The sequence below is a fragment of the Azotobacter tropicalis genome, from assembly GCF_059739045.1.
Window position 1 is genome coordinate 1,752,407 of sequence record NZ_AP046059.1, and the last position, 21,939, is coordinate 1,774,345.

At 64.0% G+C, this 21,939-nt stretch carries 20 protein-coding genes and 4 pseudogenes; 3 read left to right on the plus strand and 21 right to left on the minus strand.

Annotation, left to right across the window (positions count from 1 at the left end; all coding sequences use genetic code 11):
• Positions 1 to 26: 26 nt before the first annotated feature.
• The 11 genes and pseudogenes from Atro_RS08165 to murJ all read right to left on the minus strand — a co-directional run bounded on the left by Atro_RS08165 (position 27) and on the right by murJ (position 10,888).
• Positions 27 to 587, minus strand: a complete 561-nt coding sequence (locus tag Atro_RS08165) for a hypothetical protein (RefSeq protein ID WP_497927176.1) — start codon at positions 585 to 587, stop codon at positions 27 to 29.
• Positions 584 to 1,699: a PilW family protein gene (locus Atro_RS08170; protein WP_497927177.1), complete on the minus strand. Its 1,116-nt coding sequence runs from the start codon at positions 1,697 to 1,699 to the stop codon at positions 584 to 586. The genes Atro_RS08165 and Atro_RS08170 overlap by 4 nt, the downstream gene beginning before the upstream one ends.
• On the minus strand, positions 1,696 to 2,250 hold the full coding sequence (gene pilV / locus Atro_RS08175; RefSeq protein ID WP_497927178.1) for a type IV pilus modification protein PilV: 555 nt from the start codon (positions 2,248 to 2,250) through the stop codon (positions 1,696 to 1,698). The genes Atro_RS08170 and pilV overlap by 4 nt, the downstream gene beginning before the upstream one ends.
• The gene (locus Atro_RS08180; RefSeq protein ID WP_497927179.1) at positions 2,247 to 2,720 is read right to left on the minus strand and encodes a GspH/FimT family pseudopilin; all 474 of its coding nucleotides are present in this window, start codon (positions 2,718 to 2,720) and stop codon (positions 2,247 to 2,249) included. The genes pilV and Atro_RS08180 overlap by 4 nt, the downstream gene beginning before the upstream one ends.
• Before the next feature lie 10 nt (positions 2,721 to 2,730).
• Positions 2,731 to 3,267 (minus strand): type IV pilin protein, encoded by a 537-nt coding sequence (locus Atro_RS08185; protein ID WP_497927180.1) that lies wholly within the window; start codon positions 3,265 to 3,267, stop codon positions 2,731 to 2,733.
• A gap of 192 nt (positions 3,268 to 3,459) precedes the next feature.
• A complete protein-coding gene (gene ispH, locus Atro_RS08190; protein WP_497927181.1) occupies positions 3,460 to 4,407 on the minus strand; it encodes a 4-hydroxy-3-methylbut-2-enyl diphosphate reductase in 948 nt (315 codons plus the stop codon).
• A gap of 65 nt (positions 4,408 to 4,472) precedes the next feature.
• Positions 4,473 to 4,910 carry an FKBP-type peptidyl-prolyl cis-trans isomerase gene (gene fkpB, locus Atro_RS08195; protein WP_497927182.1) on the minus strand — a complete coding sequence of 146 codons (438 nt, stop codon included), beginning with the start codon at positions 4,908 to 4,910 and terminating at the stop codon, positions 4,473 to 4,475.
• On the minus strand, positions 4,903 to 5,406 hold the full coding sequence (gene lspA, locus Atro_RS08200; protein ID WP_497927183.1) for a signal peptidase II: 504 nt from the start codon (positions 5,404 to 5,406) through the stop codon (positions 4,903 to 4,905). The genes fkpB and lspA overlap by 8 nt, the downstream gene beginning before the upstream one ends.
• Before the next feature lie 36 nt (positions 5,407 to 5,442).
• Positions 5,443 to 8,273, minus strand: a pseudogene (ileS, locus tag Atro_RS08205) (isoleucine--tRNA ligase).
• Between the two features lie 2 nt (positions 8,274 to 8,275).
• Positions 8,276 to 9,226, minus strand: a complete 951-nt coding sequence (ribF, locus tag Atro_RS08210; RefSeq protein ID WP_497927642.1) for a bifunctional riboflavin kinase/FAD synthetase — start codon at positions 9,224 to 9,226, stop codon at positions 8,276 to 8,278.
• 123 nt (positions 9,227 to 9,349) lie between these two features.
• Complete coding sequence (gene murJ / locus Atro_RS08215; RefSeq protein ID WP_497927643.1) at positions 9,350 to 10,888, minus strand: murein biosynthesis integral membrane protein MurJ; 1,539 nt, start codon at positions 10,886 to 10,888, stop codon at positions 9,350 to 9,352.
• A gap of 248 nt (positions 10,889 to 11,136) precedes the next feature.
• Here murJ and rpsT point away from each other — a divergent pair, with 248 nt between their 5' ends.
• Positions 11,137 to 11,415: a 30S ribosomal protein S20 gene (gene rpsT, locus Atro_RS08220; protein WP_497927184.1), complete on the plus strand. Its 279-nt coding sequence runs from the start codon at positions 11,137 to 11,139 to the stop codon at positions 11,413 to 11,415.
• A 67-nt stretch (positions 11,416 to 11,482) separates the two neighbouring features.
• Here rpsT and Atro_RS08225 read toward each other — a convergent pair.
• From Atro_RS08225 to rplU, 5 genes and pseudogenes are all read right to left on the minus strand, one after another.
• Positions 11,483 to 11,826: pseudogene (locus tag Atro_RS08225) on the minus strand (CreA family protein).
• Positions 11,827 to 11,944: 118 nt separating this feature from the next.
• Positions 11,945 to 13,063, minus strand: coding sequence for a glutamate 5-kinase (gene proB / locus Atro_RS08230; protein WP_497927644.1), 1,119 nt, complete (start codon positions 13,061 to 13,063; stop codon positions 11,945 to 11,947).
• Between the two features lie 79 nt (positions 13,064 to 13,142).
• Positions 13,143 to 14,359 (minus strand): annotated as a pseudogene (cgtA, locus tag Atro_RS08235) (Obg family GTPase CgtA).
• A gap of 106 nt (positions 14,360 to 14,465) precedes the next feature.
• Positions 14,466 to 14,723, minus strand: coding sequence for a 50S ribosomal protein L27 (rpmA, locus tag Atro_RS08240; protein ID WP_497927185.1), 258 nt, complete (start codon positions 14,721 to 14,723; stop codon positions 14,466 to 14,468).
• 33 nt (positions 14,724 to 14,756) lie between these two features.
• A complete protein-coding gene (gene rplU, locus Atro_RS08245; RefSeq protein ID WP_497927186.1) occupies positions 14,757 to 15,068 on the minus strand; it encodes a 50S ribosomal protein L21 in 312 nt (103 codons plus the stop codon).
• Between the two features lie 242 nt (positions 15,069 to 15,310).
• On the opposite strand from rplU, the gene Atro_RS08250 reads away from it, so the two are divergent.
• Entirely contained in the window at positions 15,311 to 16,279 is a 969-nt protein-coding gene (locus Atro_RS08250) for a polyprenyl synthetase family protein (RefSeq protein ID WP_497927187.1), read from the plus strand.
• A gap of 88 nt (positions 16,280 to 16,367) precedes the next feature.
• Here Atro_RS08250 and bamJ read toward each other — a convergent pair whose 3' ends face one another.
• The 5 genes from bamJ to Atro_RS08275 all read right to left on the minus strand — a co-directional run bounded on the left by bamJ (position 16,368) and on the right by Atro_RS08275 (position 21,206).
• Entirely contained in the window at positions 16,368 to 16,985 is a 618-nt protein-coding gene (gene bamJ, locus Atro_RS08255) for a BamJ family beta-barrel-assembly machinery protein (RefSeq protein WP_497927188.1), read from the minus strand.
• Positions 16,986 to 17,104: 119 nt separating this feature from the next.
• Positions 17,105 to 17,599 (minus strand): TIGR00645 family protein, encoded by a 495-nt coding sequence (locus tag Atro_RS08260; protein ID WP_497927189.1) that lies wholly within the window; start codon positions 17,597 to 17,599, stop codon positions 17,105 to 17,107.
• Positions 17,600 to 17,799: 200 nt separating this feature from the next.
• Positions 17,800 to 18,141, minus strand: coding sequence for a PA4575 family protein (locus Atro_RS08265; protein WP_497927190.1), 342 nt, complete (start codon positions 18,139 to 18,141; stop codon positions 17,800 to 17,802).
• Positions 18,142 to 18,310: 169 nt separating this feature from the next.
• Positions 18,311 to 20,731, minus strand: a complete 2,421-nt coding sequence (locus Atro_RS08270) for a Lon protease family protein (RefSeq protein WP_497927191.1) — start codon at positions 20,729 to 20,731, stop codon at positions 18,311 to 18,313.
• Positions 20,732 to 20,879: 148 nt separating this feature from the next.
• On the minus strand, positions 20,880 to 21,206 hold the full coding sequence (locus Atro_RS08275; RefSeq protein WP_497927192.1) for a TraR/DksA family transcriptional regulator: 327 nt from the start codon (positions 21,204 to 21,206) through the stop codon (positions 20,880 to 20,882).
• Between the two features lie 189 nt (positions 21,207 to 21,395).
• Between Atro_RS08275 and Atro_RS08280 the strand changes: the two are divergent.
• A pseudogene (locus Atro_RS08280) lies at positions 21,396 to 21,882 on the plus strand (DUF3015 domain-containing protein).
• Positions 21,883 to 21,939: the final 57 nt, after the last annotated feature.

The window sequence follows — 21,939 nt, forward strand, 5'->3', positions numbered from 1 at the left end:
TGACGCTACTACTTCGAAAGAAAGGCTCAGGGGCACGGCGTGCCCAGCAAAGTCCTGAGATAGACGCCCTGATGCACCTCGACCAAGGCATTGGTCACATCCGCGTCATCGACCGTGGAATGCACATCCCACATCATCTTCGAGCACCAGGAGTTGCCGGTCGCCACCCCATCGCTCAACAGGCCGCTCTCCTGTACCGCACCGCTGCCATAACAGGAAGCGTCGTCCGCGTTCTTCACGTTCAGCTCGGTCAGCTTGATGGGAATGGAGCGCAGACAGACCGGTGGCTCCACGACGGCGGAAAATTCCTCCACGCCATCACCGTCCAGATCCGTGGGAATCGTAATTGAGGCGGTTGGCAACGGAATCTCGAAGTTGGCCTCGTTGCTGATGTATTCCTCAATCGCGTTCTGCGCGGTCAGCTGCGCTTCGCTGCGGTATTGTTGGTTGCCGGCGATGCGGAAGTTGATGTTCGAGCTGTTGACCATGGCCGCGACGATGAGGGTCAGGATGCCCAGCATGACGAGGACCACGACCAGTACCGCTCCCCGCTGCCGCTCGGAGGAGGACTGCAGATGCCTGCTCATTCTTCACGTACCCCCGAGACATTCGGCAAGGTCACCACGGCGCTGTATACCTGGCGCCGATAGTTATCCTCGAAGGGGCCGGACAAGGCTTCGCGCCCGAGATCGTAGGTACGCGTATCCGTCCAGCCGGGGCTCGTCTGGGTACTCCTGGCCAGCAGATTGATCCGCACACTGACCACGTTCGACCAGTTCGTCGCATCCGTGGTCGACCAGCCGGTCGTGGGGCAATTCGCAGCAGTCGGCGCCGTATCGACCGCAGGGTCCGAGACGTAGCAGTCGGGCGCACCATTGGCGTCCAGATCCATTCCGTATTCGAAATGCATGTCCTCGATACCCTCGGCCATGGACTGCGTGACGATGCTCAGCACCCCGCTAACCTCCTTCAACTCTGCCACCTTCAGGGTGGGAATTTCGTCGCTCGGACTACAGATGTCGCAGTCACTCAGGTAATAAGTGCGGAAGCTGTAGGGCCACAGCTCGGCACTCGCCGTGCAGTCCTTGCCTTTCAGCGTGAATCCGGGGGAGCCCGCAACGCCGAAGACCATCGGCTGGGCGTCCGTCTGGCACTGGGACAACTGCACATAGGGCACACCTGCCGACGCAGCCGTCACACTGGTCGTCTCGACATGACGAACCAGCAGGGCTTCGCTGTCACTGAGCGCAGTGTCGAGACAGGAAACAGTGGGGTCGCTCGAGGAAAGGGCGGTATAGCCCTGTAGTGCAGCAGGGAGCTGGGCGTTGAATACCCCGGAAACATTGGAAAAGGAAAACCCTAGGTTCGCCACGGCCGTCGTGCAGGGGGAAGGCGCACTATAGGTCGATGCAGCAACCTGGGAGGCTCCATAGAAGCCCGCCAGGCGCAATTCGTCGCTCAGCAGCTGAATGGCATAGCGACCGTTCTCGATCTGCTCGGACGTCTTGTTGAGTTCCGTGCGGGCCTGACTCACCCAGATCACCAGACTCAGCACGCCGCCAAGCATGAAGGCACCGATCGCCAGGGCAACCATGATCTCGACCAGGCCGAGACCGGCCTGACGCAAAGAGCCTTTCATGACGATATTTTCAGGATGTCGGGCCACACGGGTAGTTATTGGCAAAGCAGACGGCTTCATGAAGAAAGTTTCCCCAAGCGCACCAGCGCACTGACGGTTCGACGCAGCGTTTCAGCGCCATAACTGCCCTGGCCGCAGTCGTTTCCTGGCGCGACGGTATCTCCCAGCCCCTGCCAAGCGACGGTGATGCGGTAGGTTCTTTCATCGGCGTCGACCAGACGGATGCAGCCTCGCGCACCGATCAAGGCTCCCACATTGGTGGAGCCGTCTTTTTCCGCCGCCCCCTTGAGATTGCTGTCCCAACGCTGCAGATCGGCAACGGCGGTGGCCTGCTGGGCAGTAGAGCCCGTACTGCAGCTGATGCTGCTGTCGAAGCCGGTGCCCAGCGTCTCCGTGCTGGCATAACAAGCGGCGGCCTGGCGATTCGCCCCGAGCTTTTCCTGCATGTCCTGCAGCAGGATGAGGGCCTGCACCCGCTGATAGGACTCGCTCTCCTGCTGCACCGTGCGCGTCACCAAGCCGGCGATCCCGAGCGAGCTGACCATGAAGATGAGCAGGGCCACCAGAATTTCGATCAGGGTGAAACCCGCATTGCCCGATTGCCGACTCATCCGCTGCATGCCCCCGTACGGTTGTTGGGCTTGCCGCTTCCCAAGACTCTTACGCATTGCGCCGTCACTCCCGCAGCCAAGGGACTGATGGCAAAGGTCGCCCCGACCGTCACGCGCCCCGTGCCCTTGTAGGTAATCTCAGTCACACCCGAGCCAATCGTCACGCCTGAATGGGAGGCGAATTCCCGCAGCGTGAGAGTTCCGGCCTTGACGACCCACCCGTCATCCCATGTGCCGGAAGCAGAGACCGTTACGTCCGTGTTGCGCTTCACCGCCTCGCTGCGGGCGAAGCTCATGGCGAAAACCAGATCGGAAGTCGCGTTTCGCACGGATTGGGAGGCTTGATACTGATTGAAAGAGGGAACTGCCAGCGTCGTCAGAATTCCCAGAAGCACGATGACGACCAGCAACTCGACCAGGGTAAAACCACCAACCGGCCTTCTTCGTGAGGCCATCCTGCCGAACTTCATGGCCTTCACCTCATTTCCAGCAGCGTGAACCGCCGCCTTCCGCCGTTTTGGCACCCAATTGATCGAGGGTGAGCTCCCCGCACTCCGTATCGCTGGCCAGTTGTGATCCGATGGGCGTGGCGGTGATGGTGTAGGCCAGGCCCGCGCTAGAGGAGCTGGTGACCGCGACCGTGTAGTTCGAAGAAATATCCGCCCCCAGCGACATTCCTAAGGTGCTGAGACTGCCGGCATAGGTGCGCTTGTCGAGAAGATAGCGTTCCTGCCTGTTGGCCACTTCGAGCATGAAGGCCTCGACCGCCGCACGGTTCGACCTGACCACGTGTTGTCGATAGCTGGGCAGTGCTATGGCCATGAGGATGGCGACGATCACCACCGTGATCATCAATTCGATCAGTGTGAAACCCGACGAATACCGCGCACGAGCCAAGCGGCTTCGCTCAAAGACCATCAAACACCCCCATCCAAGGCACAAGTCGGTGCATACGCCCAGTCGCAGCGGCGTGAAAACCCGGCCACGCTCAAACTGCAGCGTGCGGGCGTCCGCCAAGAGCCCGAACCTGAAAAGTCCTGGCTCCGCTTGGCCCTTGACGCTGCCGGGCATGAATGGAGGTGAAGATAGCGCCCTTACCCTGCCCGTTCTCAGGATAAGTGCGCAATTCTGACGTGGCGCTGCAAGGCAGCCGCCAACTTGAGAAATAAAGAGGCGTCCTTACTCAGACAGAATATCGATGCAAACGGCTCAATCCACTTGTATTACCCGTAACTCCTTCGGCATCGAGAAGGTGACGTTCTCCTCCCGGCCGGCCAGTTCCTCAACCTCGGTGACGCCCCACGCGCGCAGGCGTTCGATCACACCGCGCACCAGCACTTCCGGCGCTGAGGCGCCGGCGGTGATGCCGACGCGCTGGATGCCTTCGAACCATTCGCGGCGCAAATCCTCGGCGCCATCAACCAGATAGGCCGGGGCGCCCATCCGCTCGGCCAGTTCGCGCAGGCGGTTGGAGTTGGAGCTGCTGGGACTGCCGACCACCAGCACCAGCTGGCATTCGCTGGCCAGTTGCTTGACCGCGTCCTGGCGGTTCTGGGTGGCGTAGCAGATGTCGTCCTTGCGCGGGCCGCCGATGCCCGGGAAACGGGCGCGCAGGGCATCGATCACCCGGGCAGCATCGTCCATCGACAGGGTAGTCTGGGTGACGAAGGCCAAGGATTCGGGATTGCGCACCTGCAGGCGGGCGACATCGTCCTCGTCCTCCACCAGGTAGATGGCGCCGCCGCTGGCGGTGTCGTACTGACCCATGGTGCCGACCACCTCCGGATGCCCCTGGTGGCCGATGAGGATGCACTCCCGGCCGTCGCGGCTGTAGCGGGCGACCTCCAGGTGCACTTTGGTCACTAGGGGGCAAGTGGCATCGAACACCTTGAGGCCACGCCGTTCCGCCTCCCGACGCACCGCCTGGGACACGCCATGGGCGCTGAAGATGACGATGACGTTATCCGGCACCTGATCGAGTTCCTCGACAAAGACTGCGCCGCGGGAACGCAGGTCCTCGACCACGAACTTGTTGTGCACCACCTCGTGGCGCACGTAAATCGGCGGGCCGAAGACCTCCAGGGCGCGGTTGACGATCTCGATGGCGCGGTCGACGCCGGCGCAGAAGCCGCGGGGATTGGCGAGTTTGATCTGCATGGGAGCCTCGGCGGGAAGTAGCGGGTGACAACCGTGGCGGGCCTCGCCCGCCGGGTCTCCAGGAATTAGACCGGCTTGACTTCGAGGATCTCCACCTCGAAGGTCAATTCGCGGCCGGCCAGCGGGTGGTTGAAGTCGACGGTGACCTGCCTATCGTCGAAGGACTTGACGATGCCGGGCATCTCGCTGCTGGCGGCGTCGTTGAAGATCACCAGCAGCCCCTCGGACAGCTCCATACCCTCGAACTGGCTGCGCGGCATAACTTGCACGTTCTGCGGGTTGGGCCGGCCGAAACCCTGCTCCGGGGCGATCGGCAGGGCGCGCTTGTCGCCGGCCTTGAGGCCGTAGAGGGCCAGCTCGAAGCCGGGCAGCAGGTTGCCGTCGCCGATCCGGAAGGTGGCCGGGCGCTTGTCGAAGGTGCTGTCGACCACATCGCCCGAGTCGAGCTTGATGGCAAAATGCAGGGTGACTTCCCGATCGGGACCGATGCGCAGTTCAGTCATGGGCGGTTTCTCCGGACTTCTTGCTGATGAACATATCCAGCGCCAGCATGATGGCGCCCACGGTAATGGCGCTGTCGGCCAGGTTGAACGCCGGGAAGAACCAGCGATCCTGCCAGTGCACCAGGATGAAGTCGATCACATGGCCGTAGGCCACGCGATCGAACAGGTTGCCCACCGCGCCGCCCAGCACCAGGGCCAGGGCAACGGCCAGCCAGGTCTCGGCGGACTGCAGGCGCTTGAGCCAGACCACCAGCACGGCGCTGACCGCCACCGCGATCAGGGCGAACAGCCAGCGCTGCCAGCCGGACTCGCCGGCCAGAAAGCTGAAAGCCGCGCCGGTGTTGTAGGCCAGGGTCCAGCTGAACAGCCCGGGCACGATCTCGATCTGCTGGTAAAGCTGCAGGGCGCCTTCGAAATAGAGCTTGCTGGCTTGATCGAGGGCGAAGACCAGCAGGCTCAGCCAGAGCCAGGGGAGCTTGCCGAAACGGGAGATCATGGGCGGACACCTGCCCCCTCTGCCCTGCTATGTGCATCACGCATGCCGGCGGACCTCGCCTTCGCCCTGGATGTTTTCCACGCAGCGACCGCAGATTTCCGGGTGGGCCGGGTCGGCGCCGACGTCCTCGCGGTGGTGCCAGCAGCGGGCGCACTTGGCGTGGCCGGACTTGACCACCTTGAGCCGCAGGCCGGCGACCTCGGTGTCGACCGCATCGGCTGGCGCGCTCTCGAGGGGCTGGACCTGGGCGACGGAGGTGATCAGCACGAAGCGCAGCTCGTCGCCCAACAGGGCCAGGCGTTCGGCGAGGGCCGACTCGGCATACAGGGCGACCTCGGCTTGCAGGTTGCCGCCGATGGCCTTGGCGTTGCGCTGGTTCTCCAGCTCCTTGTTCACCGCGGCCTTGACCGCCATGGCCTGTTCCCAGAAGGCACGATCCAGCGCGAAGCCTTCCGGCAGTTCGGAGAGGCCCTGATACCAGGTGTTGAGCATCACCGACTCGTTGCGCTCGCCGGGCAGGTACTGCCAGATCTCCTCGGCGGTGAACGCCAGGATCGGCGCGACCCAGCGCACCAGAGCCTCGCCGATGTGGTACATGGCGCTCTGGCAGGAGCGACGCGCCACGCTGTCGGCGGCGCAGGTGTACTGGCGGTCCTTGATGATGTCGAGGTAGAAGCCGCCCAGCTCCTGCACACAGAAGTTGTGCACCTTCTGGTAGACGACCCAGAAGCGGTAGCTGTCGAAGGCCTCCTCGACCTCGCGCTGCAGCAGCAGGGCGCGGTCCACCGCCCAGCGATCGAGCGCCAGCATGTCCTCGGTGGCCAGCAAGTCCTTGGCCGGATCGAAGCCGTTGAGGTTGGAGAGTAAAAAGCGCGCGGTGTTGCGGATGCGCCGGTAGGCGTCGGCGCTGCGCTGGAGGATCTGCTTGGACACCGCCATCTCGCCGGAGTAGTCGGTGGCCGACACCCAGAGGCGCAGGATATCGGCGCCCATGCTGTCGGTGATCTCCTGCGGGGCGATGACGTTGCCGAGCGACTTGGACATCTTGCGGCCGTTCTCGTCCACGGTGAAGCCGTGGGTCAAGAGGCCCCGGTACGGCGCATGGCCATCGATGGCCGCGCCGGTCAGCAGTGACGAGTGGAACCAGCCGCGGTGCTGGTCGGAGCCCTCCAAGTAGAGGTCGGCGCGCGGACCCTGCTCATGACCCATGGGATGCGAGCCGCGCATCACGTGCCAATGGGTGGTGCCGGAGTCGAACCAGACGTCCAGGGTGTCGGCGATCTTGTCGTACTGGGCGGCTTCCTCGCCGAGCAGCTCGGCCGGCTCAAGCTTGAACCACGCCTCGATGCCCTCCTGCTCGACGCGCAGGGCCACCTCCTCCATCAGCTCGACGGTGCGCGGATGCAGCTCGCCGCTCGCCTTGTGCAGGAAGAAGGGAATCGGCACGCCCCAGTTGCGCTGACGCGAGATGCACCAGTCGGGGCGGCCGGCGATCATCCCGTGCAGGCGCGCCTGGCCCCAAGCAGGGACGAACTGGGTCTGCTCGATGGCGGTCAGGGCACGCTCGCGCAGCGTGGTGCCGTCATGGGCCTGCTTGTCCATGCCGACGAACCACTGGGCGGTGGCGCGGTAGATCAGCGGGGTCTTGTGCCGCCAGCAGTGCATGTAGCTGTGCTGGATGCTCTCGTGCTTGAGCAGGGCGCCGACCTCGGCGAGCTTGGCGACGATGTTCGGGTTGGCCTTCCAGATGAACTGGCCGCCGAAGAACGGCAGCGACTCGGCATACACCCCGTTGCTCTGCACCGGGTTGAGAATGTCGTCGTTGTGCATGCCGTAGTGCTTGCAGCTGCGGAAGTCGTCCTCGCCGTAGGCCGGCGCCGAGTGGACGATGCCGGTGCCGGCGTCCAGCGCCACGTAGTCGGCCAGGTAGACCGGCGAGAAGCGCTCGTAGAACGGATGACGGAAGCGGATCAGCTCCAGGGCCTCGCCCTTGGCGGTGGCGATCACCTGCCCCTGCAGGCCGTAGCGCGCCAGGCAGCCTTCGACCAACTCTTCGGCCAGCACCAGCAGCCGCTCCCCGGTATCGACCAGGGCATAGGTGAATTCCGGATGGACATTGAGCGCCTGGTTGGCCGGAATGGTCCAGGGGGTGGTGGTCCAGATCACGATGCCGACCGGCTTGGACAGGCTCGCCAGACCGAAGGCGGTAGCCAGCTTGTCCCATCCTCAATCGGGAAGAGTACGTCGATGGCGTCGGATTTCTTGTCCTGATACTCGACCTCGGCCTCGGCCAGCGCCGAGCCGCAGTCGAAGCACCAGTTCACCGGCTTCAAGCCCTTGAACACGAAACCGCCCTCGACCATCTTCGCCAGGGCACGGATCTCCCCGGCCTCGTTGGCAAACTCCATGGTCTTGTAGGGATTGTCCCAGTCGCCGAGCACGCCGAGGCGGATGAAGTCGGCCTTCTGCCCCTCGACCTGCTCGGCGGCGTAGGTGCGGCAGCGCTCGCGGGTCAGGTCCGCCGGCTGGTTCTTGCCGAAGGTGGTTTCCACCTTGTGCTCGATGGGCAGGCCATGGCAGTCCCAGCCCGGCACGTAGGGCGCGTCGAAGCCGGCCAAAGTCTTCGAGCGAACGATCATGTCCTTGATGATCTTATTGACCGCGTGGCCGATGTGAATGTTGCCGTTGGCGTAAGGCGGGCCGTCGTGCAGGATGAACTTCGGACGCCCTTCGCCGATCTGCCGCAGCTTGCGGTACAGGCCAATGCTGTCCCAGCGCTGCAGCATTTCCGGCTCGCGCTGTGGCAGGCCAGCCTTCATCGGAAATGCCGTTTCCGGCAGATTGAGGGTCGCTTTGTAGTCGGTCATCGTCATTCGGGCTCGTGAGTAAGCGGTTTACCCTGCCAGTAGGCACGGGCGGCGGCGATATCCGCGTCGATCGCCGTTTTCAGCGCTTCCAGGGAAGAAAAACGTTCCTCGTCGCGCAGCTTGTGATGAAAGGTGACCCGCAGGTGCCGGCCATACAGGTCGCCGGCAAAATCCAGCAGATGCATTTCCAGATGGGCTTGGCCGTCGCCCGCTACCGAAGGGCGAACGCCGATATTGGCCACTCCTGGCCAGGGCCGCCCGTCCAGCTCGGTGCTCACCAGGTATACGCCACTGAGCGGCACCCGGCGCCGTTTGAGCTGCACGTTCGCGGTCGGCGTACCGAGTTGGCGTCCTAGCTTCTGACCGTGCAGGACACGCCCGCAGAGGCTGAACGGCCGACCGAGCAGACGCTCGGCCAGCGACAGATCGCCGTGGTGCAGCGCCGCGCGCAGCCGCGTGCTGCTGACCCGCAGGCCGTCCACCTCCACGGTGACCGCCGCCTCGACGGTAAAGCCCTCGCTCGCGCCAGCCTGCCGCAGAAACGCGAAATCGCCAGCCCGGTCGCAGCCGAAGCGGAAGTCGTCGCCGACCTCCAGATGACGCACCCCCAGACCATCGACCAGCACGTCTTGCACGAACGCCTGGGCGCTCAGTCCGCACAACCGACGATTGAAGGCCAGGCAAAGCACGCGGTCGACGCCCTGTGCAGCGAGCAATTCGAGCTTTTCCCGCAAGCGGGTCAAGCGCGCCGGAGCGCGCTGCGGAGCAAAGAACTCCCGCGGCTGGGGCTCGAAGATCACCACGCAGCTGGGCAACCCCAACTCGTTCGCACGTTCGCGCAGGCGTGCAAGGATCGCCTGGTGTCCACGATGGACACCGTCGAAATTCCCAATGGTGGCGACACAACCCCGATGCTGGGGCCGCAGATTATGGAGGCCTCGAACCAGCTGCATAGGAAACATCTTGCTTGCAAAGTGGCCGATTATACGCACAGCCGGCACCCGGCAACAGATCGGCAAGGCCCTACGAGCGGAGGAGCGCCGACGGCACGACAACCTGTGCGGAACATTTCAAGGCTAGGCGATCGCTCTGCGGGAAAAATCCCGCAGCCGGAAGCCGAGCAGCGCCAGCATGCCGAAATAGGCCGCGACACCCGCCAGCACCAGCGCTCCCAGGCGCAGGAGGCGCTCTGCCATTCCGCCCTGCTCCCAGGCCGGCATCAGCGCCAGCAGTCCGAGCAGCACCAACACCATGGCCAGCACCGCCAGCAGCAGCTTGACAAGGAACGCCCTCCAACCGGCTTGCGGCTCGAAAAGGCGCTGTTTGCGCAGTTTCCAGTAGAGCAGACCGGCGTTAAGGCAAGCCCCCAAGCTGATTGCCAGCGCCAGACCGGCATGCTTGAGCGGAATGATGAAAGCCAGGTTCATCAGTTGAGTCGTCACCAGCGTGAAGACGGCGATGCGCACTGGCGTGCGGATGTTCTGCTGGGCATAGAAACCTGGCGCCAATACCTTTACCAGAATGATTCCGAGCAGACCGACCGCGTAGGCGATCAGCGCCTGCTGGGTCATCAGAGCATCATGAGCAGAGAACTTGCCATACTGGAACAGGGATACGGTCAGCGGTTCGGCGAGGATCGCCAGAGCCAGCGAGCAGGGCAGCACCAGCAAGAAGCACAGGCGCAGCCCCCAGTCGAGGAGCCGCGAATACTCCCGGTGGTCCTGGCTGGCATAGGTCTTCGACAGGGCCGGCAGCAGAATGGTCCCCAGCGCCACGCCGAGCACGCCGGACGGCAGCTCCATCAGGCGATCGGCATAGTACATCCAGGACACCGAGCCGGCGGCGAGAAAGGACGCGAAGATGGTGTTGATGATCAGCGAGATCTGCCCCACCGAAACGCCGAGGATGGCCGGTAGCATCTGTCTGAGCACGCGCCACACCCCGGTATCATGCAGACTCAGCCGCGGCAGCACGAGCATGCCGATCTTTTTCAAGTGCGGCAGCTGATAGAGCAATTGCAGGAGGCCGCCAACCAGCACCGACCAGCCCAACGCCAGCACCGGCGGATCGAAATAGGGCGTGAGGAACAGCGCGAAGGCGATCATGCTGAGGTTCAGCAGGGTCGGCACGAAGGCCGGCACACTGAAGCGGTTCCACGTATTGAGGATCGCTCCGGCCAGGGACGACAGCGAGATCAGCAATATATAAGGAAAGGTGATTCGCAACAGCACGGTGGTGAGCTCGAACTTATCTGCCGAATCGGCGAAGCCGGGCGCCGAAACCCAGATTACCCAGGGCGCCATCAGGATGCCGAGCAGGGTCACCAGGGCCAACACCAAGGTCAGCAGACCGGACACATAGGCGATGAAGGTGCGCGTCGACTCCTCACCCTGCTGGGTCTTGTACTCGGCGAGAATCGGCACGAAGGCCTGGGAAAACGCCCCTTCGGCGAAGATGCGTCGCAGCAGGTTGGGCAGCTTGAAGGCGACGAAGAAAGCATCGGTAGCCAGACCCGCACCGAAGATGCGCGCCACCAAGGTATCGCGCACGAAGCCCAGCACGCGGGACAGCATGGTGATGGAGCTGACCGCCGCCAGCGACTTGAGTAAATTCATGGAAGCGAAGTTCGGAGCCTGAGCAGGAAGAGAAGGGAGCGACAAGGTGCCATTTCATCGCCACCGCAGACGACGGCACCGTCTGGCGCCGGGCAGAGCCGCGAGTGTAGAGGCCGCCGACAACCACCGCAATGCGCTGCGAGTCGACCGTTTCCCTTGACATCCCCCCGCTCCTCGGCATGATTCGCGGCCTTATTTGTTTGCATCCCCAGATTTGTTCGTATCCCCCAGTTTCGAGGAGCTTGACGGTGGCCAACTCACCTTCTGCCAAAAAACGCGCCAAACAGGCTGAGAAGCGTCGTAGCCATAACGCCAGCCTGCGCTCGATGGTTCGTACCTACATCAAGAACGTGGTCAAGGCGATCGACGCCAAGGACCTGGACAAGGCCAAGACCGCCTACACCGCTGCCGTTCCGGTGATCGACCGTATGGCCGACAAGGGCATCATCCACAAGAACAAGGCCGCTCGCCACAAGAGCCGCCTGAACGCGCACATCAAGGCTCTCGGCGTAGCTGCTGCCGCCTGATCGCGACATGTTCTAAAAAACCGGCCAATGGCCGGTTTTTTGTTGCCTGCGGTTCAAGGCGAAGCCCTCACTCCCCCCAAGGCAGAATCGGAATCGCCGTTACCGCATTCTGCGGACTACCTTCGATCACTCGGTCGCTGTAGACCAGATATACGAGGGTATTGCGCTTCTTGTCGAAGAAACGCACCACCTGCATGCTCTTGAATACCAGCGAAGTGCGCTCCTTGAAGACCACCTCGCCGTCCTCGAACTCCTCGCGAAAACGAACCTTGCCGACCTGACGACAGGCGATGGAGGCCTCCGCACGGTCCTCGGCCAGCCCCAACCCGCCTTTGACGCCCCGGTCCTGGGCCGCGACAGGTAGCAGGTCACTCCTTCGACCTTGGGGTCGTCGAAGGCCTCGACGACGATCCGGTCGTTCGGCCCGAACCACTTGAATACGGTCGAAACCTCGCCGATCTGCTCGGCCAGGGCCAGAGACGGCAACAGCGCCACCAGGAACAACGACATCCTGCGCATGCTTCTCTCCTCAGACCAGAATCAGGTTATCGCGATGCACCAGTTCCGGCTCATCGACGTAGCCCAGCGACTGCTCGATCTGTTCGGAAGCGCGACCGATGATCTTCTGCGCCTCGGCGGAGCTGTAGTTGACCAGCCCACGGGCAACTTCACGCCCCTCCCGATCGACGCAGACGACCATCTCGCCGCGGCGGAAATTCCCCACGACCGACTTCACCCCCACCGGCAACAGACTACGGTTATGGCAGGTCAACGCCTCCACCGCCCCGGCATCCAGCACCAGAGTGCCACGCATCTGCAAGTGCCCGGCCAGCCACTGCTTGCGCGCTGCCAGCATGCCCTGCTCGGGTGCCAGCAGGGTGCCGAGCCGCTCGCCGGCCTTGAGCCGGTCCAGCACCCGCTCGATGCGACCACCGATGATCACCGTATGAGCGCCGGAGCGAGCCGCCAGCCGCGCCGCGCGCAGCTTGGTCTGCATGCCGCCGCGCCCCAGAGCGCCACCGGTGGAGCCGGCTGCACCGTCTAGGCGCGGGTCATCGGCGCGCGCCTCGAAGATCAGCCGGGCCTCGGGATTGTTGCGGGGATCAGCATCGAACATACCATCGCGATCAGTAAGAATGACCAATAAGTCCGCTTCTACCAGGTTGGCCACCAGCGCCGCCAGGGTATCGTTGTCGCCGAAACGGATCTCGTCGGTGACCACGGTATCGTTTTCGTTGATTACCGGGATGACGCCCAGATCGAGCAGAGTGCGCAGGGTGCTGCGGGCATTCAGGTAGCGCTTGCGGTCGGAAAGGTCATCATGGGTCAGCAGGATCTGCGCAGTGTGCCGGCCATGCCCGGCAAAGCTCGATTCCCAGGCCCGCACCAGGCCCATTTGCCCCACCGCCGCCGCCGCCTGAAGTTCATGAATGGCCTTCGGCCGGACAATCCAACCCAGCTGGCTCATGCCAGCCGCCACGGCACCGGACGACACCAGCACCAGCTCCACACCGGCCTCGCGCAGCGCTACCATCTGCTCGACCCAGACCGCCATCGAAGCACGATCCAGACCACGACCGTCGGCAGTCAGCAAAGCGCTGCCGATCTTCACCACCCAACGCCGCGCCCCCGTCACCTTATCGCGCATCATCTCCGCCTTTCCGCTCTGTCAGTCAGACGGCGAGCCAGACCCGCCGCCAATCGCGGGCGAACCCCGCCCCGCAGGATCACCGCACGTAGAAGATTTCCGGCCCGTCGCCATCATCCTCGTCGTCGAAGTCGTCTTCATCCTCCAGCGCATCGGCGCTCTTCAGGCCGGCGCGGCGCAGGGCACGCTGATCGTCGAGCGCCTGCAGACGCGCGCGCGCCTCGTCCTCGATGCGCTGATCCAGCTCGGCCAGCGCTTCGGCGTACTCCGGCTCCTCGGCGATGCGCAGGGCACGCTCGTCCAGATAGCGCATGATGTCCTGACAGAGCGCCTCGGTGCCCTCGCGCTCCAGCGCGGAAATCACGTACACCGGCCCCTGCCAGTCGAGCCGCTCAACCACCGCCCGCAACCGCTCTTCGCGCTCTTCGTCGAGCAGTTGGTCGGCCTTGTTCAGCACCAGCCAGCGTTCGCGCTCGGTCAGTGCCGGGCTGAATTTCTCCAGCTCATGCAGGATAGTTTCGGCCGCATCGGCCGGATCGCTTTCATCCAGCGGCGCCATATCCACCAGATGCAGCAGGAGACGGGTACGCGCCAGATGCTTGAGGAAGCGGATGCCCAGCCCCGCCCCTTCTGCTGCGCCCTCGATCAACCGGGAATGTCGGCGACTACGAAGCTCTTGTAGCGCCCGACGCTGACCACCCCGAGGTTCGGCACCAGGGTGGTGAAGGGATAATCAGCGACCTTGGGCTTGGCCGCCGATACCGCGCGGATGAACGTGCTCTTGCCGGCATTCGGCAAACCGAGCAGGCCGACGTCGGCCAGCACCTTGAGCTCCAGCTTGAGATCCCGCGCCTCGCCCGGCTTACCCGGCGTGGTCTGCCGCGGCGCACGATTGGTGCTGGACTTGAAGCGGGTGTTGCCCAGGCCGTGCCAGCCCCCCTGGGCGACCAGCAGACGCTGCCCGGGGCGAGTCAGATCGCCGATGATCTCCTGGGTGCCGGCATCAATCACCGTGGTGCCGACCGGCACCGGCAGGACCAGGTCCTCGCCCTTGGCCCCCGTACAGTCGCAGCTGCCGCCCTTCTCGCCGCGCTGTGCCTCGAAACGGCGGGTATAGCGGTAGTCGACCAAGGTATTGAGGTTCTCGTCGGCCTCCATGTACACGGAGCCGCCGTCGCCGCCGTCGCCACCGTTGGGGCCGCCCTTCTCGATGAACTTCTCGCGACGGAAGCTCATCATGCCGTTGCCACCGTCACCGGCCTTTACAAAAATCGAAACTTCATCGACGAATTTCATGGGGTACGCCTCCCGCCAATGGGACGGGCTGAATGAAACGAGTAATACAGGATACAGAAACAAAAAAGCCCCGTCGCATGACAGGGCTTTTCCGGCGGGGCCGCGATCAGGCCGATACGACGCTCACGTAGCGACGACCGAAGGCACCTTTCACCTCGAACTTGACCACGCCTTCCACTTTCGCGAACAGGGTGTGGTCCTTGCCCATGCCGACACCGAAACCGGCGTGGAACTGGGTGCCACGCTGACGCACGATGATGTTGCCGGCCTTGATGACCTGGCCGCCGAAGATCTTCACGCCAAGGCGTTTACTTTCTGAGTCGCGACCGTTGCGGGTAGAACCGCCAGCTTTTTTGTGTGCCATGAGTGCGTTACTCCAAATAGCGGGTATTCAGGCTCAGGCCTGGATACCGGTGATTTTGACTTCGGTGAACCACTGACGGTGGCCCTGGTGCTTCATATGGTGCTTGCGGCGGCGGAACTTGATGATGGTCACCTTGTCGTGACGGCCTTGGCCCACGACTTCGGCGGTCACCTTGGCGCCTTCGACCACAGGTGCACCGATCTTCACGTCGTCACCGTTGCCAACCAGCAGCACGCGATCGAAGGTCACGGCTTCGCCGGTGCCCACTTCGAGTTTTTCGATCTTCAGGAATTCGCCTTCGGCAACCTTGTATTGCTTGCCGCCGGTCACGATTACTGCGTACATGGTATGTCTCCGTTGATCCTGCTCACCCGGCACTTTATAGGAGGAGTCGTTGGCCGGCATGGCTGCACAGACTGAGATAATCGCCTGCGCAATTGCGTAAGACAGGGAAATACCCAGGGAAGTTAGGGCCCGCGATTGTACGCAAGCGCCAGAAGCCACGCAAGCGCCGCAGGCCCTTGCCTTGACAGCCCATACCCTGCCACCTAGCATGCCGCGCAATTGATCAGAAGCTCGAGGCGTTGATGCAACCCCAGGCCTTTTACCGCGTGGTCGCGGACGATTTCAGCGCTGTTGACGGCATTATCCGCAAACAGCTCACCTCGCGCGTTCCCTTGGTGGAGACGATCGGCGACTATATTATCTCCGCTGGCGGCAAGCGTCTGCGTCCGCTGTTGGTACTGCTCTGCGGCAACGCCCTCGGCAAGTGCGACGAGCGAATGCGCCTGCTGGCCGCCGCCATCGAGTTCCTGCACACCTCCACCCTGCTGCACGACGACGTGGTCGACGACTCCGACCTGCGCCGCGGCCGCTCCACCTCCAACGCCCTGTGGGGCAACGCGCCGAGCGTGCTGGTCGGCGACTTCCTCTACGCCCGCTGCTTCGAGATGCTGGTCGAACTGGCCTCCATGCCGGTGATGCGCATCATGTCCCAGGCCACCCGGGTGATCGCCGAAGGCGAAGTGCTGCAGCTCTCCAAGGTGCGCGATGCCAGCACCACAGAGGAGACCTATATGGAAGTCATCCGCGGCAAGACCGCAATGCTCTTCGAAGCCGCCAGCCATGGCGCCGCCATCCTGGCCGATGCCACTCCCGCGCAGGCCGAAGCGCTACGCTGCTTCGGCGACTCGCTCGGCGTCGCCTTCCAGCTGGTGGACGACCTGCTCGATTACCACGGCGATGCCGAAACCCTCGGCAAGAACGTCGGCGACGACTTGGCCGAAGGCAAGCCGACCCTGCCGCTGATCTATACCATGCGCGAAGGCACTCCCGAGCAGGCCGCCCTGGTCCGCCGGGCGATCCAGAAAGGCGGCATCGAGGATCTGGCCGCCATCGTCGCCGCCGTGGAGGCCTCCGGCGCCCTGGACTACACCGCCCGTCTGGCCCGCGAGCACGCCGAACGCGCCATCGCCAGCCTGGACGTCCTGCCGCCCGGCGAATACCGCGATGCCCTCATCGAGTTGAGCCGCTTCGCCGTGGCGCGCACCCACTGACGGCTCTCTCGCGGCATCACAATGAAAAAGCCGGACCATGATGTCCGGCTTTTTCGTTTCCGCTCGCGACTGTCCGCGGAGTCCGCTCTTACATTACGTCCAGCAGTTCGACGTCGAACACCAGCACGCTGTGCGGCGGGATGCTGCCGATGGCCTGGTCGCCATAGGCCAGTTCGCTCGGCACATAGAGGCGCCATTTGCTGCCGCTGTTCATCAATTGCAGGGCTTCGGTCCAGCCGGCGATCACCCCGCCAACCGGGAACTCGGCCGGCTGGCCGCGCTGATAGGAACTGTCGAACACGCTGCCATCGATCAGAGTACCGTGGTAGTGGGTGCGCACACGGTCTTCGCGGCCCGGCTTGCGGCCCTCGCCGGCCGTCAGCACCTCGTACTGCAGGCCGGACGCCAGAACGATGACGCCTTCGCGCTTGGCGTTCTCAGCGAGGAAGGCGACGCCTTCGGCGGCCGCCGCCTCGGCCTTGACTTGGGCTTCGGCCTGCATGCGATCACGGATGACCTTGAAGCTGGCCGACAGCGCAGCCGGCTCGACCCGGCTGGGCTGGCCGCCGAAGGCATCGGCCAGACCGGCCAGCACCGCCTCGAGGCTGACCCCGGGCGGGGGGTTGTCACGGATCTGGTCGCCCAACTGGCGCCCGATGCCGTAACTGACCCGGGCTTCGTCGGTGGAAAGATTGAGTTCGCTCATGACGGAGTTCCAGTCGGTGAAAAGACCCGACAGACTAGCACAAGCACTGGTGCAGGACAGGAAAGATGATCCGCGGGCATGCTGTCGCACAGGGGAAAGGCGCTCCGGAAGCAGCCGCCTCAATGGGCGTGCTTGGTCATCTTCTCCAGATAGCTCATAACGAAGGCAGAGACAACGAAAGTCATGTGGATGAGCACATACCACAACAGCTTGTCGTTGGGGATCTTCTGCGCATCCATGAACACGCGCAGCAGGTGAATCGAGGAGATGGCCACGATGGAGGCAGCCACTTTCAACTTCAGCGAGCCGGAATCCATCTTGCCCAACCAGTCGAGCTTTTCCTTCCCCTCGTCGATGTCCAACTGGGAGACGAAGTTCTCGTAGCCGGAAATCATTACCATCACCAGCAATCCACCAACCAGCGACATGTCGATCATCGACAGCAGGACCAGGATCAACTCCTCCTCGGCCATGTCGAGCACGTGCGGCAGCAGATGGTAAACCTCCTGGAAGAATTTCAGGGTCAGCGCCAGCAGGGCCAGGGATAAACCGATATAGATCGGCGCCAGCAGCCAGCGGGAAGCATACATCGCATTTTCGAGAAAACGTTCCATAGGGCATTCACTCAGCCAAAAACGGCGGCGAGTATACCCATGGGCATGGTCGGGACAAAGACGTCCGCCAGAACCGGAAACGCCCGGCAACATATCCCCAGACTCTGTGGATAACCCTGTGAACGACGAGCGGATGAACCGCTCCGAAGCACGGCGGACGGTCCTTCGCGCCCGCCGTACAAATCTCGAACAGCGTGCGCTCAGACTTCCGGCCGGGACTCGCAGCTTCCCGGGCGGCAGCGTCGTGGACCGTTCAGGCGCCGCAATTCGGCCTGCAGATGAAGGCACCAGATGAGCGGGTCGGAGCACTCCTGATAGCCCACGCCGGCCAGGGTCGCGGCCACCTCTTCGAGCACCCGCTCTGCCGCCACAGGCCCGCGAAACGGCCCCTGCGCCTTGACCGAGGATGGCTGTGCACCGGACAGACCGGCGGCGAAGAGCAGCGTCCACAGCCCCTGCTCTCCCGCCAGAGGACGGGCTACCAATTCGATGCGAACGGTCAGTCCCAAGCAGTTGCGGACCAGACAAAGCGTGCGAGACATAGGCAATCCCCCTTCAGGGTCGTGCTTTCAGCGTACACCTCGCACGGCAACCCAGGAAGATTTTTACGTCTCGCCAGCCTGTGGATAAATCTGTGAACGGATCCAGGACAAGCGGAAACCGGCCTGCGGCATTCGACCGCCCCGCCCTGCCGGGCAGGGCCGGCCCCACTCACTCTTGAAGGCCGATCTGCGGCTCCTTCGGCTTGCCGGAGTCCTCCTCCATGCCCATCTCGGCGATTTCCCGCAGCCGCTCGACCACCCGCGCGTTGACGCTGCCGGTCGGGAAACGTCCCAGCCCATCCGGCGTGCCGGCCGGCTCGCCGAGCAGCAGGCTGAGCGCCTCGTCCACCTGACGTACCGCATAGACATGGAAACGTCCGGCGCGTACCGCCTGCAGCACGCGCTCGTCGAGCATCAGGTTGGTGACGTTGGCGCGCGGGATGATCACCCCCTGCTCGCCAGTCAGCCCACGCGCCTCGCAGAGCCGGAAGAAGCCCTCGATCTTCTCGTTGACCCCGCCGACCGCCTGCACCTCGCCAAACTGGTTGATCGAGCCGGTGATGGCAAAGCACTGCCTGAGCGGTGTACGCGACAGCGCCGAGATCAGCGTGCAGACCTCGCCGAGGGAGGCACTGTCGCCATCGACGTAGCCGTAAGACTGCTCCAGGGCGATGCTCGCCGAAATTTCCAGGGGAAACTCCTGGGCATAGCGGCTGCCGAGGTAGCCGGTGAGGATCATCACCCCCTTGGAGTGGATCGGCTGGCCGAGGTTGACCTCGCGCTCGATGTCGACGATGCCCGAGCCGCCCGGATAGACGGTGGCGGAAATCCGCGCCGGCACGCCGAACACCGAGTCGCCGATCTCCAGCACGGTCAAGCCGTTGCACTTGCCGATCGCCGCGCCTTCGGTATCGATCAGGATGATACCGGCGAGCATGTCGTCGAGAATCCGCGCGGAAACCCGTCCGGTGCGGGTTTCCTTGGCCTTCAGGGCGCGCTCGATGTGACCGACGTCGGTCAGCGCCGCGCCGGCCAGCTGGCGGACGAAGTCGGCCTCGCTGACCAGCTGGAACAGGTCGCCGATGCGCGCCGACAGCCGCCCCTGGTGCTCGGCCAGGCGCGCACTGTAGGTCGCCAGGCGCGCCACCGCCGGACCGGACAGAGGCGCCATGCCCTCCTCCGAGGTACGCGTCTTGAGCAACTGGGCGAATTGTTCGAGGCTGTCGTCGGCGAGGGGAATCTCCTCGTCGAAATCCACCAGCACGCGGAACATTTCCTGGAAGTCCGAATCCACCTCCTGCAGCGCGTAGTAGAGCTGCCGCGAGCCGACGATCACCACCTTGACCTGCAACGGAATGACCTGCGGGGTGAGGGTCACGGTGGCCAGGCGGCCCAGCTCGGCCAGCGGCGACTCCATCTTCAGCTGACGCGAGTGCAGGGCGCGCTTGAGGGCATCCCAGACGAAGGGCTCGCCGAGCAGCCGCTCCGCCTCGAGGATCAGGAAACCGCCGTTGGCGCGGTGCAGCGCGCCCGGACGCAGCTGGCGATAGCTGGTGTAGAGCGCCCCCTGGTCAGTGCCGTATTCGATGCGGCCGAACAGGTTGTCGTAGGTGGGATGCGGCTCGAACACCACCGGTGCGCCGCCCCGGCAATGATGACCGACCACCAGGCTCGGGCAGTACTGCTCGACCAGCAGCGCGCGCCGCTGGGCATCCGGGGCGCTCTCGTCGCCCAGTTGCTCGACCACGGTACGCAGCAGGTTGACCTGCATCGCCTGCAGATAGGCACAGACTCCGGCGCTCTCCGCATACTTCTCCGAGAGCGGCGCAAGCAGCGGCTGCAGGGCCAGGGTGATGGTCTCCTCATTGAGCTGGCGCAGCTGGTTGCTCGATTCGCGCTTCCACTGCGGCAGGCTGGAGAGCTCCTCGTTGAGGCGCTCCTCGAGGCTGCCGATATCCTCGTGAAAACGCTCACGCTCGGTCTCGGGCAGCAGGGCGAAGTCGGCCTCGTCCAGCGCCTTGCCGTCCTTCATCGGCGTGAAAGCGATATTGCTGCTGTCGCGGTACAGGGCGATGCCCTTGTCCAGCGCCTGCCGCTCGATGCTGTCGAGGGCACGGTCGTAGCGCTGGTTGAAGCCGCGGTCGATGGCGCTCTTCTTCTGCTGATAGGTCGGCGTCTCGAACACCGCCGGAAAGGTCGCCAGCAGGTTGTCGACCAGCAGATTGATGTCGGCGATGAACTCACTGGCACTACCCGCGGCGAGCTGCAGCGAGCGTGGCTCGCGCGGCTCCTCGAAGTGATTGACGTAAACCCAGTCGGCTGGCGTTTCCAGACGCTTGGCTTCGGTCTGCAGATAGCGCTTGACGTAGGAGAAGCGGCCGGTACCCGGCTCGCCCATGACATAGACGTTGTACCCCGGGCGCGGCATCGCCACACCGAACTGCAGCGCCTCCACCGCGCGCTCCTGGCCGAGCACGCCGCGGAAGGGCTCCAGCTCGTCGGTACTGGCGAAGTCGAACTGGGCGGGGTCGAAGGGACGGGTCAGCTCATCGGGTGCCAGGCGCAGGCCGGCAGCAACGGAGTCGGGCATCGGGAGTCCTTACATCGGGCGGCCAGGGGCCGCGGAGAGGGGAAAAACAGTCGTCATTCTGGCCTTCGCACCGACCCGCCGCAAGGCGCCCCATCGATGCCGCACGGCGGACGAGGCTTCGCACTCGAGCAAACGGCCATCACACGCCTCAGTGCTCCAGCCCGGCGCAATGCAGGCAGAGTTCGGCGACCGGCAGAGCGGCCAGGCGTGCCGGCTCGATGGGCTGTCCGCAGCGCCGGCAGAGGCCGTAGCGCCCCTCCGCCAATCGCTGGCGCGCCCGCTCGACCTGGCGCAGGCCCGCCTCGGCCTCGACCAGCAGGGCCTGCAGGACCTCGTCGTTCTGCCGCTCGCCGGCCCGCTCGGTGGCATCCGCGTCGTGCGGCCGGGCCAGGTCGTCGCGAATGGCCTCGGCGCGCTGCCGATACTCCCGATATAGACGCTCGAGGGTGTCCTGCGGATCGAAAATGTCGGCCATGTTCGCTCCCTGGAATCGACCATACTCATCTTCAGTGTGGCCCAGGCTGGGCGATATGCAGTGATCTGCATCAAGCGCCTAGCCCACCACCGGGGCGGCCGGCTTGACAGCCCCCCTGCATTGCAAAATGCTGCGCACCGGCCGGCCAGGACCGGCCCGTTTCTCCACATGAAGAAGAAGAGATCATCAATGAAAAGGATTCTGCTGGGTTCCCTGTTTGCCATCGTCTCCGTCAATGCCTTCGCCGAGGCACCGGGCGGCCCGAGTTGCGGCTGGGGCAACATGTTGTTCAAGGGGCAGCGCGGCCTGGCCTCGCACCTGGTCGCCTCGACCACCAACGGCACTTCGGGCAACGCCACCTTCGGCATGACCTCCGGCACAACGGCTGCCGTACCGATGGCGCCCTGACCTACGCCGGCAGCCGATGCTGGTACTGGGCAGCATTATGGACGAGTTGTCCGAGGACATGGCCAAGGGCGACGGCGAGGCTCTGACCACCTATGCCGTGGTCCTCGGCGTGCAGCCGGAAGACCGTGCCCACTTCGCCGCCGTGACCCATGAGCACTTCATGGAAATCTTCAGCTCTGCCGACGTCACCGCCGAGGACGTGCACAACGCCACCCTCGCCGTGCTGAAGAAAGACGCACGCCTGGCCAAGTACGCCGAGCAGGCCTGACCTGGCCGGGGCACCCCGCCCCGCTGCTGTTTCGTGCCCGCTCCGGCGGGCACTTTT